The organism is Methanoregula sp., from assembly GCF_049510175.1.
GTDB lineage: Archaea > Halobacteriota > Methanomicrobia > Methanomicrobiales > Methanospirillaceae > Methanoregula.
On sequence record NZ_JBEKZF010000002.1, the window covers coordinates 82,343 to 95,663 of the forward strand.

At 56.1% G+C, this 13,321-nt stretch carries 12 protein-coding genes; all 12 read right to left on the reverse strand.

What is annotated here, in order from left to right:
* Nucleotides 1-9: 9 nt before the first annotated feature.
* Complete coding sequence (gene mtrD, locus ABSG49_RS03450) at nucleotides 10-849, reverse strand: tetrahydromethanopterin S-methyltransferase subunit D (protein ID WP_424024707.1); 840 nt, start codon at nucleotides 847-849, stop codon at nucleotides 10-12.
* Nucleotides 846-1,745, reverse strand: coding sequence for a tetrahydromethanopterin S-methyltransferase subunit E (mtrE, locus tag ABSG49_RS03455; RefSeq protein ID WP_424024708.1), 900 nt, complete (start codon nucleotides 1,743-1,745; stop codon nucleotides 846-848). The genes mtrD and mtrE overlap by 4 nt, the downstream gene beginning before the upstream one ends.
* A gap of 798 nt (nucleotides 1,746-2,543) precedes the next feature.
* Nucleotides 2,544-3,701: a TIGR04083 family peptide-modifying radical SAM enzyme gene (locus ABSG49_RS03460; protein WP_424024709.1), complete on the reverse strand. Its 1,158-nt coding sequence runs from the start codon at nucleotides 3,699-3,701 to the stop codon at nucleotides 2,544-2,546.
* Nucleotides 3,702-3,839: 138 nt separating this feature from the next.
* Nucleotides 3,840-5,528, reverse strand: coding sequence for a coenzyme-B sulfoethylthiotransferase subunit alpha (gene mcrA, locus ABSG49_RS03465; RefSeq protein WP_424024710.1), 1,689 nt, complete (start codon nucleotides 5,526-5,528; stop codon nucleotides 3,840-3,842).
* 2 nt (nucleotides 5,529-5,530) lie between these two features.
* Complete coding sequence (mcrG, locus tag ABSG49_RS03470; RefSeq protein ID WP_424024711.1) at nucleotides 5,531-6,298, reverse strand: coenzyme-B sulfoethylthiotransferase subunit gamma; 768 nt, start codon at nucleotides 6,296-6,298, stop codon at nucleotides 5,531-5,533.
* A gap of 7 nt (nucleotides 6,299-6,305) precedes the next feature.
* Entirely contained in the window at nucleotides 6,306-6,941 is a 636-nt protein-coding gene (gene mcrC / locus ABSG49_RS03475; RefSeq protein ID WP_424024712.1) for a methyl-coenzyme M reductase I operon protein C, read from the reverse strand.
* Entirely contained in the window at nucleotides 6,941-7,411 is a 471-nt protein-coding gene (mcrD, locus tag ABSG49_RS03480; RefSeq protein ID WP_424024713.1) for a methyl-coenzyme M reductase operon protein D, read from the reverse strand. The genes mcrC and mcrD overlap by 1 nt, the downstream gene beginning before the upstream one ends.
* Before the next feature lie 18 nt (nucleotides 7,412-7,429).
* Complete coding sequence (mcrB, locus tag ABSG49_RS03485) at nucleotides 7,430-8,740, reverse strand: coenzyme-B sulfoethylthiotransferase subunit beta (RefSeq protein WP_424024714.1); 1,311 nt, start codon at nucleotides 8,738-8,740, stop codon at nucleotides 7,430-7,432.
* Between the two features lie 409 nt (nucleotides 8,741-9,149).
* On the reverse strand, nucleotides 9,150-9,608 hold the full coding sequence (locus ABSG49_RS03490) for a hydrogenase iron-sulfur subunit (protein ID WP_424024715.1): 459 nt from the start codon (nucleotides 9,606-9,608) through the stop codon (nucleotides 9,150-9,152).
* Nucleotides 9,608-11,803: a 4Fe-4S dicluster domain-containing protein gene (locus ABSG49_RS03495; RefSeq protein ID WP_424024716.1), complete on the reverse strand. Its 2,196-nt coding sequence runs from the start codon at nucleotides 11,801-11,803 to the stop codon at nucleotides 9,608-9,610. Before ABSG49_RS03495 ends, ABSG49_RS03490 begins: the two co-directional genes overlap by 1 nt.
* Nucleotides 11,804-11,813: 10 nt before the next feature.
* Nucleotides 11,814-12,737, reverse strand: a complete 924-nt coding sequence (gene hdrB, locus ABSG49_RS03500) for a CoB--CoM heterodisulfide reductase subunit B (protein WP_424024717.1) — start codon at nucleotides 12,735-12,737, stop codon at nucleotides 11,814-11,816.
* A gap of 2 nt (nucleotides 12,738-12,739) precedes the next feature.
* Nucleotides 12,740-13,321: a CoB--CoM heterodisulfide reductase subunit C gene (gene hdrC, locus ABSG49_RS03505; protein ID WP_424024718.1), complete on the reverse strand. Its 582-nt coding sequence runs from the start codon at nucleotides 13,319-13,321 to the stop codon at nucleotides 12,740-12,742.

Consider the following 13,321-nt stretch of genomic DNA (forward strand, 5'->3'; position numbering starts at 1 on the left):
TTCAACACCTCACCATGCAACGATCAGGACCGCCACAAGACCGCAAAGAGCAGATGCCACGGCGGATGCAACGATCGCCCGTGGCCAGCGCTTGAATTTCGGGTCGTGGGGACCTTCGATGGTTCCCGTGATATTGTAGGCAGTGAGCACCGCATTCACGAGGAATAATCCCACCGCAAATATTCCGGCTGCAGAGATCGCAATTGGCATTACCTGTGCTGCCGTGACACCCATGACTGACGGGAGCGTTGCCTTGTAGAGCTTGAGGAGCGCTAAGTAAATGAGCGTACCCCCAGCGCCTCCCAGAAAACCGCCAATTACGCCCCCAACGAATGAGACGAAGGGAAGGCCGTGACCTTCAGTTCCCTGGGATTTGAATTCCGCCTGGGTATCCCCGGTGATCGGGTCCTTTGCAACCTTGCCTGATGCTGAAGGAATGCCCATGCCAAAGACATAGACGAAGTTCACCATCATACAGGTGATCGCCATCATCAGGCCGCCGCCGACTCCGCCGGAAACGATAACTACAATGGTATCCTGTCCGGCTGCTGCTGCCCATGCGCCTCCGAAGAGACCGGCAAGACCTGCGCCGGCTGCAAGCATCGCGACACCGGTCGCAATACCGGGTGCCTGTCCCATTGCTGCGGGAGCACCACCGACGGGTACAAAGTGGGTTCCGAACCCGATCAGGACACCACCGATGATGACTGCGATGAGCGCCATGAATCCGATGCCCGGCGAAACATACCAGCAGATTGCAAGGATGATAAGGAGCAGGACTACACCCACCGCCATTGCGGTCGGGTTCATTGCTGAGCCTGCCTGTGGTTTTGCTGCTACTGCGGTCATGAGGACACCTCCTTTGCTTCAGTGTAGGGTCCGTAGTTCTTCCGTGCCCAGACCTCGATATACCGGTCAACGACTGTGAAGACGAGGATCATGAGGACACCGACGACGATTGCACCCCACCCTGCGCTGACCTTGTCGAAGAGGACAGTACGCCAGAGTTCAAGGAATACAATCAGACCAAAACAGACACCGGCTGCGGAACCGCCGATCTTCGTGGTAAACCATCCGTTGTCAAGGGAGTTGCGCTCGCCTGCTTCGGCATAACGGACGATGTTACCGGACGCGGAGATCGGGACACCTGCACCGAACTTCTGGTTCTGGTACTGGCGTTCCTTACCGTAGTATGGGTTGCCTGTTGCAGATCCTGCTGCACCGAGAGCAATACCCCAGATCAGGCCGAGCAGCGGTAGCGGGAACGGGTGTCCCAGTGCTCCGTTGATCAGCTGACAGAGTGCCACGGTTGCAAAGATTGCAATGAAGGCATGTGCCATGGTAACCGTCGTCATGGACTTCAATATGTCCACGTAGACCGGCTGCCCGAACTTGGACAGGCTCGCGGTCCTGCCCACGTATGCGGTCGTTGCATAAACGCCCTGTACAAAGGTTGCGAGTACAGAACCAAGAACGATAGCAAGAACCGCGTTGAACTGCATTGCCATAAAGGCCCATGCGAGACCTGCGCCCAGACAACACCAGAGACCGTATGCGGGGGGTTCGCCTGCGACCGCCTTGTTGAAGATGCGGTGCAGGAAACCCATCTGCGGTGCGAGCTGAACCTGTGAGTTCGGGTCACCCTGGGACCCGATGTTGGATTCAGTATCTTCCGCAGCACCGGCTACAGTGGCAAGAGCTCCTGTCAATGCAGTAATTCCAATGCCAAATACAATTTGTTCCATTTAGCCTCCTCCCTGCGTGCGAATGCACGAGAGTATTCAAAATGCAATGCCACGCACATCGAGTAAAAACTCTTTGTGGTTAGTGTAAAATTGGCGTGATCTTGATTAAAAGGTTTCGAATTTATTTCGACGAAATCAGAGTATAAAACGCGCGGATTAAAAATCTGGCGCTGATTCCGGGTTATTCACTCATGTGGATTTGCGTTAATGAAAATTTAGTTGTGTTGGGATCAATCGGGTTTGTTTAAAGGGATATAATCAGAGGGAATCTCTATCCTGCGGTTGTTCTCCTGTTTTATCAGGCTGTGCTGCGGAACCACATCCCGCTCAAAATCCTTCCACTTATGGGGGGTACACCCATTCTCCCCCACCCAGCCATGCCCCCCCCAACCCTATTCTACCCCCTCTCGCTGGACAACGTACATATTTGTACATCCCAAAAGAGGGAAGGTAGCTCCCCCGCCCTCAGTGGCCAGGGACCCCCCTCCCCACTTTAAAATCCTGAGGGGGGTCTCCTGAATACACCCCTCCTCCTCATCATCGGCCCCAACCACCTTTCCAACGGCATCTCCCGACGTAACTCCATGATTCGAAAAATTCCGGGTAACCCCCCGCGGCCGGAACATTTCCGGCTCTGCATGGGAAGGGTATCCGCGTTTTAAAATCCAAACGGTGGGGGGGTATGACGGTAACCCCCCCACCCCCCATGGAGGGGGGGGTCTGAACGATTTGAAATGCAAAGGGGGGGAGGGGGTCGGGTGCTGACTTCCCCCTTTTTAATGCCAGGAATCCGGTCTTTTATCTTCCAACAACCGACCGCATCAGTGCCATCACGCCTGGCTTTTTCGGCTTACGGGGCGAAGGCATCCCAACGCTCATCCCCGGCATCGGCTCCTCGAACATCTCCTTGTTCAGCCGCTCGTTGAGCTCGTCGAAGATCCGCGTGTAGGCCACACAGTGGGGATCCACGCCATCGAGCGATCCGCCCGAGGGAGCGATCGCGTTGTAGGGGCAGCCGCCCCGGCAGTACTTGATATGCGAACAGTCCTTGCAGGTCAGGTCCACATATTCGGAGAATGCCGTCATGCGACGGCCGGGATCGGACTGCATGAGGTGCTCCAGCGTCGGACGGTCCCGCACGTGGCCCATCACCCACTCCGGCATCCCCACGAACCGGTAACAGGGATAGATACTGCCGTCAGGGCCGATGGCAAACGTGTTGCCCATGCAGTTGACGAACGTGCAGACACTCCCCCGGCGGGTGAAGACGCACCGGCAGAGGTCGTTGATGTTCATCACTTCCATGGTGCCGAGGTTCTCAAGCGACTTGTCGAGCAGGAAAACGAGCAGGTCCCCGTAATCCGCCGGGTCCAACGCCCATTCCTTCGGGTTCTCCGAGCGGAGCGACGGCAGGGCCGGGTGGAGTTTTAAGACGAACCCCCTCTCTTTGAAGAACCTGAAGATCTCCTCCCGGCGCTTCACCGATTTGTTCGTGAAGGTGCAAATAAACCGTACCATGAGACCGTGAGCTTTGGCGATCTCGTAGCCCTTCATGCACTTTCCAAAGTACCCGTCACCCCGCTGGGAATCGGTGATATCCTCCGGGCCGTCGATGCTCGACCCGAGAGGGACGTGGTACTTCGCCAGAACCTCTGCAATCTCCGGCGTCATCCGCCAGAGGTTCGTCTGCATCGCGAAATCGGGAGTGAGTTCCTTCAGTTCATCCGCGAGCAGGGGCAGTGCCTGCCGGTAAAATTCCGCGCCGGCAAGGAGCGGCTCGCCTCCGTGGAATGTGAACGTGACCCGGTCACTCCGGAATTTCTTCAGCCACGCGACCACGTCTTTGACCGTATCGGTGCTCATGACCGGTGACCCTTCCTCCGAACTCCAGCAGTACTTGCACTTTGAGGGACATCCCAGCGTCGGGATGAGCATCACGTGGAAGGGATTTTTCATGTACTTGGATTTCTCCTGTGAGGGTAAGAGGATTACGAAAAGGAGGGAGCGTGGGCTCTCAACAAAAAACTGGGCTGTTATTGAATGGGTATGAAACAACCGGAAAAAAGAAAAAAATTTTTTTATGGGGACTTGTGCTTACCTTGCTGGGATGATCAGTGAGCGCTCGCCGGCGGGCATGAACTCGCGGATTGCACCCTTTGCGAACTCGCGGCGGACTTCGGAGAAGTCGAACTTCAGCGACGGGTCTGCAAACGTGATCTTCATCAGTGGGGACAGGGTCCACGCATCTCCGCGTGCAATGTGGGCGGAGCCTGCGATTGCGGCGTACTCTCCCTGGTGACCGACGTTCATTGCATAGTTGGGGTAGTTCGGTCCACGGAGTTCGCCGAGTAATCCCTCGTCTGGGCGGATGGACATACAGTTTGCGGAACCGCACTGGTCCTGCAGGTCGTAGCCGAAGAAGCCGAGACGTGACCAGCCTTCCTTGTGCATGAGCATGGACAAGTACCAGCCGTTCAGGCCGGCGTTGGAATTCGCGGTTGCGAGTCCGACGGAGATACCTGATGCTGCGGCAAGGACGGATGCACGCTGGGATCCGCCGAAGTGGCTCTCGAGTGCAGTCGGGTACTCCTCATACTGCTCCATACCGTAGAGGTTGACCTCGGTTGCGATGTCGCTGATGACTTCCTGGGTGCACTTTGCCTTGCCGATGCCACCGTGTTTCTTCTTGATGTAATCCACACCGTAGCTGGTGTAGTCATCAAGGATATTGTCGGTATATGCAGCGGTTGCATACTGGGTGAACCCGACACCACCGCTCATGTAGGATCCGAGCCAGATCTGGTCGAAGAGCATCGTGCCTGCGGCAACGATCTCAAGGGATGACCTGATCGGGTCGTTGGGGTACTTGCGGTCTGACTGGATCATATCGCAGAAGTGTCCGAACTTGATGCCACCTGGCTCGTTCGGGCCACGTGCACGGCGGGCGGGCAGGATATCTGCCATCTGGATGACACCAGCGTGCTTTGCTGCGAATGCGAGGTCAGCGACTGCTGCTTCGCCTGCGCACATCTTGTACGCTCCGATGAAGGACATACCGATCTGCATTGCAGACCACCGGGAGGTGGTTCCGCCATCGCAGGTCCTGCTGACGGTCGTGGGGATATGCACTGCCTGCCACAGCGACTTGCCGACTGCTGCCTTCAGCTGTGCTGCCATCTTGGCCGGGAAGAGCTTGTCGAGGTCGAGCACGAACTGGGGCTCGAGGTCATCTGCCATCTCGTCGTCGCCCGTGAAGACCTTGACGTAACAGTCGTCCACGAGTCCCGGGTGGGTCTCAACCATGTGTTCCTGAACAACGGCTGCACCGGGCATCGCGTGGTTCAGCACGTGGAGGTACTCGTTGATGGTTTCAGGGGTGACTTCCTTGCCGAGACGCTTCTGGAGCGTGCCGTGGGCGAGGTCGAGGCCGACGATGATCGTCCGGCGGATGTCGTCCCACATCTGCTGCATCGCAGCGTTGTTGACAAAGTGCAGGTCATCGCCCTCTACAAAGACTCCTGTGGTGCTGACTTCGTAGCTTGTCAGCTGGCGCTGGCCGAGCGGGATACCGCCGCAGTGGCAGCGCTTGGGGTCGTACATGGAAATGCCGCGTTCCATCTCGGCCTTCTTACCGGCCTTCATGAACTCGACTTTTCTCGGGGACTGCTCAAGACCCTTGCGCAGGTAGACGGTGTTCATTGCCTGCGGGTCTGCACTAAACTTCTCCTTCATTGCCTTCAGGAAGAGCTTCTGCGTCCTTTCGATTTTTGCTGCTTTTGCCATGATTACGCCTCCTTTGGCATGAAGCCGTATTTAACCCTGAGCTCGTGGATGCGCGTGATATACTCAACGTATTCGGCGTCTTCGCGGAACCCGGTCCCTGCTACGGAGTGGAACATGGTGGTGTTTGCCTTGAGCCACTTTGTATCCATCGGCTTACCGACTTTGACTTCGGTGTCGAGCGGTACGCCGACCTGGTCCTTGACATACTTCACAACGCCGGCCTTCTTGTCGAGGACAAAGCGCTGGAGCATGTCGAACATCATCCCGTTCTCATCGAGACGGAGCGAGTGCCCGTGCACCGTGCAGCCCCGGATACCGGTGAGTGCTGCGTCAAAGACCTCGGTGCTGACGAGTTCCTTTGCATATTTCTCGAGGTCGCGTTCGCGGCACTCGACGATCTGGCGGCCTGAGAGGGTACCCGGGTCAATGCCGCGGAAGCGGTAGGACTCGAGGTAGCTTCTCTGGTAGGGCTGGCAGGGAGCATTGTACATCGAGTCGGTGAACTGGATGTAGCGGATGCGGTCGCCGGCCTTTGCGCCGTCGGTCGGGGTTACGAGCTTGCGGATCGGGCACGCGGGTTCCTGCTGCTCGGCGAGCGGCGGGTGTGCACTCTTGTAGGCTGAGCCTGGTGCACGGTGTCCCATAACGAGGACAATGTCCTTGTCGGAGATATCCCGAAGCTTTGCCAGCTTGTGGTCCGGGTTCATCTGCTTGCGCCTGTTCTCGGCGATCTGAGTCTGGCCGGGACCATACTGGGGTTTATATGCCATTGTTTTATCACTCCAATGATTCCTTCTTTTTCACAATTCTCATCACTGACGAAATGACTTCTGCCATCTTCTCTCGCGTGGGGGTCTGACCCCGGGTCACGCCGCTCACAATGGCCATCACCGTACCTTTCGTACGGATCTTGTCAGCGGGCGGCATTACCATCGCAGTCTTCACTCCCTCTTTTGCGAGATCCTCGTAATCAACAGGGGACTGGGAAACAACAACTGCCTTCACATCACAGGCTGTTAGAATAAACCTCACCTTGTGCACCACATGGGAACGTACGTTCCCGTGGTGAAGGATGGCAACTTTGTGTTTTTCGATCTGCGCGATCTCTTTGTCGGATAACCCAAAATGTGCGCCGAGAACGCCACCGCCTATTTTCGGTGCGTCCGGCGGTACGCCACTTCCGGCATTCAGCACCAGCGTACTGATGCTGTATTCGACGCCCTGTTGTCGCAGGCCTGAGGTGATATCGCACACCGGCTTGGTCACGTGGCGGCGTCCGGGAGACATCCCGACCACGATCACATCCGGGTACCGGCATTCGGAGATGGTGCCCCTTTGGGCTAGACCGCCTCCTTTACCCATGCCCATCGCCTCGCGGCAGTCTACAACCTGGGTTACTCGTCCAATCGGCATTATTTAATTCCCTGGAGAATTATCGGCTTGGACTTGCTGTTTGGATCGGTCAGTCCGAGCATTTCTTTGTCCGCGTCCTGGCCGTACTTGCAGTAATCGACAAGAGACGGCTCAGTCTTCATGAACCTGCCTTCTTGGATACGGAAGGTAAAGTTCGTGAACACTGGTTCGATCGCGGTCTTCAGTGCGGGGATCACATCACGGCTCTCGAGTTCGAGCACGACAGTGCCTACATGAACCTGCAGTTCCAGTTCCTGGTCCCCGACATGGATTGTCTGCCTCATAACATGAGGATTGGCCATGCCTTTGGCGGGTCCGTAGGTAACTGTTGCGGGAAGGCGGGGTCCGTTCAGGACCATCCGTCGTACTCCTGTGACACTGACAACTTTGTTCAGCAGGTGCTCCGTCGTCTCGGGGTTGAGCAACCGCTCGGTGACAATCCTGCACTGGGGGAACGTGGCTTCGGTCATTTGTATCCTTTGGGGGGTTTAAATACCCTTTGCAACTGCCTGGATCGGCTTCCTGAATGCGTCGAGCTGTCCGAAGGTGTCCTGGTAGATCTTCGAGGTCTGTTCGGGGCCGAACATCTGGGTACCTGCATCAAGACAGCAGGCTGCAACGATACAGGGCATACCGACACCGGCTGCGTGCCTGGTCACGACGTGGTTACCGTTGAACCCGCCGGGGCCGCCGCCACCGTAGATCGAGTGGCTGAAGAACGAGAACCCGACTGCGACACCCATAGTACGACCGAAGTCGGAGCCTGGGAGGCCGGTCTCGTGTTCGAGCAGATCGTTGAAGTAGAGCAGGGTTGCGGAGACTGCCTGTGCGAAACGGCCAGCACCACAGTTGACCATGGTTGCTGCAAGGGTACCTGCTGATGCGTAGGCGTTCCAGAGCATCGGGTCCTTGGTCTCGTAGAAGATGTAGCCGCTCTTGCCCTTCTTGCCTGCCTTGATGACCTTGTCCTCAATGGCCTTTTCGACAAGGCTCTGCACGACAGTACCGATGGTACCGGTCTTGCCGTTTGCCTTCACAAGGTCGTAAACGAGGTTGTTTGCATTGAGTCCCTGGTATGCATAGAGCAGGAGCTGGGCACGCTCGAACGGGCCGATTGCCATGCCCATCTCGAACTCGCCGGCCTGTTCAAAGGTCGAACAGAGTGCTGCACCCTGCATTGCATTCCGGTGGGTCATCATTGCCGCATGGTTTGCTGGGATGTTCCTCAGTGCGTAGCCGAGACCTTCGTTGTTCTGCGGGATGGACATGATCGTGACGATGTTGCCGCCATCCATGCTCATGGTCTGCGGGTAGGTCCCCCAGACTGCACTCTTGACATAGGAACCGTCCATCATGCCGACCTTATACTGGTCAACCAGTGCATAGGTGGTCGCTGCTGCAACGGCGGTTGATGCCGCATCGTAGGTTGCTGCTGCGTCCAGACGTGCACTCGGGACTTCGACGAGGATCATCTTGCCGCCGCCGACCTTGGTGATCTTGGTGTTGTCACCGTCGGTAACCTGGACCATCTCCTTGATCTTGGCTGAAAGTGCGTCGCAGTCCTTGACACAGCTGCAGCTCATGCTGCGGCCGAGGATCTGGTTCGACTTGCCGCCCATTTTTCCGGTCTTTAATGCTTCCTCGATACCGGCGAGGTTGACTGCCACTGTCCTCTTGGTGAGGTCGATGACATTCAATGCACCCTTGTTGACCAGCGGGCTGATCTTGTCAATATTGACATTGCTCTTTAAGAGCTTACCCTCATCGTCGTAAAGGTCGATTGTATCTTTCTGCTTCATGTTAATTCCTCCAAATTTTCATTTAACCGCGGTACAGTACTGTCACTGAGAGAGAGAGTACCCTATCAGGGTACTGGTAGTGTCTGAAAGTCGCTATTGCACGTCCCCTAAGATGGGACATTGAATGATTCTTAATTTCGCCATATAAGCGTTCCTATTTTATATCAGAACGGATTTTTATATTCGACGAAGAATCAAAACGAAAAATGAAGCAATGTTCAAATACAACATAAATTTCTCGTTTCATTTTTTTACGCAGTATTAAACAAACAGAAAATAGTGTTACGGATTGTTATGTAACACATAAAATTTCTGATTATTGTATGCGCTGTGTATAAAAAATGTGGGGTTGGGAACCGAGTCCCGATGCGTTGAGGGGGTTCCTTTCAACCCATGGATTTGCAGTGCGTTATTTATTGAATTCCTTGATGGGGCTGGGGCCAAGTTCGTTGATAGTCTTGACCACGTCAGTGATGACTGCGCCCCACTTCGCGCCTTCGGATGCCGATACGAAGGTCATCCTGAAGCGGCGGTCGTCAAGGCCGATGCTCTTCATCAGGCGCTTGACCATGAACATGCGTTTTGCTGCCTTGAAGTTGCCCTCGAGATAGTGACAGTCACCGAAGTGACAACCCGAGACGAGGACACCGTCGGCTCCGTCAGCGAATGCCTTCAGGACAAACAGTGCGTCAAGGCGTCCGGTACACATGACACGGACTACCCTGACATCGGGTGGATACTGGATACGGCCGCCACCTGCAAGGTCGGCACCGGCATAGGAACACCAGTTGCAGAGAAGACCGATGATCTTGGGCTCCCAGATACCGGGCCCGCGCTTGGGGATAGGGAAATTTCCGGGTGCTGACATTACTGCTCACCTCCGAGCAGGAATGCATTGATCTGTGCCACGATCTGCGGGGTTGCGAAGTGGTTCATCCAGATCGCTCCGCCGGGGCAGAAGCCGCCGCAGGTACCGCAGCCCTTGCACTTGGCTTCGGTAACCTCCATGACTGTGCGCCCGTTCTTTTCAACGAGTGCCAGTGCACTGTAGGGGCAGAGGTTGACGCACATGCCGCAGCCTGCGCACCTCTCCTCAATACAGGTGGCGAAGTACGGCTCGAGTTCGACCTCTCCCTTGTGGATCGGGATACTCGCTGCCGACGCTGCGCCTTCTGCTGATGCTACTGTGTCGGGAATATCCTTCGGGCCCTGGCAGACACCGGCAAGGAAGACACCGGCTGTAGTGGTTCCGCACGGGTTCAGCTTCGGGTGGGCTTCGAGAAGCCATCCATCGCTCGAACAGGAAACACCAAAGAGCTTGCGGGTCCTGTTGGTATCGTCCTTGGGCTGGACTGCTGCTGCGAGCACGACGAGATCGACTTCCATGTCGATCGGGCGGTCGAGGAGGGTGTCGTCAGCGTAGACATGCAGGTTCTTTGTTGCCTTATCCTCGAGGATGTTGGCAACACGGCCCCGGATGAACTTCGCGCCCTCGTCCTGGATACGGTAGTAGAACTCTTCGTACATCTTCCCAAAGGAACGGATATCCATGTAGAAGATGTAGGGAATGCATCCGGGGACCTTCTCGATGATCTGGTGGCAATGTTTCAGTGAATACATGCAGCAGAACCGCGAGCAGTAGGGTTTGCCGATTCCGGTGTTGTCACGGGATCCTGCACAGAGCACGAATGCCACGCGCTTCGGGGTCTTGCCGTCGCTCGGACGGATAAGGTTTCCGCCGGTCGGGCCGGAGGCGCAGATGAGTCGCTCGAATTCGAGGCTCGTGATGACGTTCTCGTACCGCTTGTAGCCCCACTCCTCTTTCTTCTCGATGGGGAAGATATCGAAGCCGGTTGCGAGGATGACTGTTCCAACTTTGACCTTGATGAACTCGTCCTTGGCCTCGAGGTCGATTGCTTTCTTCTCACCACAGGAGGTGACGCAGAGGCCGCACTTGACACATGAGTTGAAGTCGATGGTGTAGAGAAGGGGAACGACCTGCGGGTGGTTGATGTAGATCGCCTTTCTCGGCTTCATGCCGACTTCGAACTCATTGGGCTTGACAACCGGGCAGATTGTTTCGCAGTCACCGCAGCCATTGCAGCCGCCACCGACAATGCCACGTGCTTCACCCTCTGCCATGGAGATGACACCGCGTGCCTTCTTGCGGATGGTGACATCGAAGTTGCCGATGTACCCTTCCACTTCATGGACCTCGGACCAGGTCATCAGCTCGATCAGCTGGGCCCTTCCCACGTCCACCATCTTGGGTGTTAAGATACACTGCGAACAGTCGAGGGTCGGGAAGGTCTTGTCGAGCTGGGACATGCGTCCGCCAATACTGGTATCGGCTTCGACAAGGTAGGTCTTGATCCCTGCTGCTGCAAGGTCAAGGGCTGCCTGCATGCCGGCAACCCCCGCTCCGACGACCATTGCCGCTTTTTCCACCGGCACGGTCTTCGGGAAGAGGTCCTGGAGGAGTGCAGCTTTTGCTACTGCTATCCTGATCGCATCCTTTGCCTTCTCGGTTGAACCTTCGCGGTCGTGCATGTGCACCCACGAGTTTTGCTCACGGATGTTTGCCATCTCGAACCGGAACGGGTTCAGGCCGGCTTCCTTGGTTGCCGTCCTGAACGTTGGTTCGTGAAGGCGTGGTGAACATGCAGAAACAACGACACCGGTTAGGTGGTTCTCCTTGACTGCCTTCTGAATCACAGCCTGCCCGGGCATCGAGCACATATACTTGTAGTTGTCAACATAGGCCACATTCGGGAGGGTTTTTGCATATTCCTGCACGGCCGGGATATCCATTGACCCGGCAATGTTGGTACCGCAGTGGCAGATGAACACACCGATACGTGCTTCCTGCTGAGTTGTGCTTCCAACTGCTGCCTGTGCCGGAGCAGCTGCCGGTGTCGCCTTGGGTGTTGCTGCAGGTGCTGCTGCAGCCTTTGCCGGAGCAGCTGCCAGCTTCTTGACTTCCTGTTTCACGGGAACTACCTTCTTAGTGTCCTGTTTCTTGGACTCGGTCTTCTTGGTGGTTGTCTTCTTCTTTTCTGCCATGTTTACCACCTCACAGGACCTTCTGCAGGAAGGGCTCGCAGCTGATCCCATGGAGATCCAGCCCGAGGTCCTGCGGACTCATTCCCTGTGCCAGTCCAAGAAGCTCGGCGAAGTGGAGCACGGGTAATCCGTACGAGACGCCGAATTTCTCCTTAATCTCGATCTGGCCGCGGTCGAACTGGAGCTGACAGAACGGGCAGATATCGGTGAGTGCATCCACCTTCTCTTCCTTGAGGTTGATCAGTTTTTCGTTCGTTATGTCCAGTGAATGCACAATATCGTACCCGCGGACACCGCCACCGGCACCGCAGCACTGCATCTTGTTGCGGTATTCCACCGGTGTTGCACCAAGGGCAGCGACGAGTTCTTCCATCCAGGTCGGGTGCTCGGTGTTGAGCATGACTTCCTTCTCAAACTCACGGTCCTTATGGGGTTTGGTCAGGTGGCAGCCGTAATGGACTGCAATGCGGGCACCGGTCAGGGGGTTTGTGACGCTGTCGCGAACCTTGTCAACGCCGATGAACTTGTCGTTGTAAAGGAGCTCGGCAGTATGGTACACGTTGATGGTACCCTTGTACTCCATGTCGACTTCCTTGAGCACTTCATTGACGGCATCACGGAGATCCTTGTTGTGCTTGAGCTTGTGGTTGACCTCCCAGATCGACTTGTAACAGCCATTGCAGACAAGGGCAATGTCCATCTTCATCTGCTCGGCGAGCACGAGATTCCGGGCTGCCATTGCATAGAAGACACTGAGGTCGATCGAACCGAACGCGCCGGGTGCGGGGCAGCAGCTTGCGCCCTTGAGGGGAACCAGTTCTACGCCGAGTTTCTTCATCGCCTTGATGGAGGCGGATTCGACACCGGGATACCGGTTGGGGGCGATGCATCCGAGATAGAATGCAAACTTGTGTTTTGCTTCTGATTCAGCCATGGTCAGCCCTCCTTCTCCTTGATGATCCGGTCTGCATTGGCCTTGAGATTGTAGTGGTCAATGATCTTCCTGATGGCGGGCAGATATTCCGGATACATGTGGGTGGTCGGCGGGTCGCGGGTCAGGCCGAGTTTCTCCCGGGCTGCACGGTTGACATCGTTGTTCGGGACACCGTGGCCTGAGGCATAGATTGCCGTAACGGTCTTGAGAAAGTTGACGGGGATGATATCCCGCTTGAATGCGAGGTTCCTCATGGACATGATGACATCCGTGGGGATGATGTCCCGCGGGCACCGGTCAGAGCAGCTGTAACAGGTGGTGCAGAGCCAGAGGTCCGGATCTGTCAGCGCCTCGTTCTCGAGTCCGAGCACCACTCTTCTCATGAACTTGCGGATACGGTAGGTGCTGCGGGGTGCTGACGGGCAGGAGCCGGTGCAGGTACCGCACTGGTAGCACATATGGGGGATGGTACGGGAGATAGCCTTCACCTTCGCGGTGAATTCGGGGTTTGAGTCCTCGCGGAAGTATCTCTGCTCGTGGAGTTTCTTTTCCAGCGCTTCAGGGTAACCTTTTGTTCGTGCCAT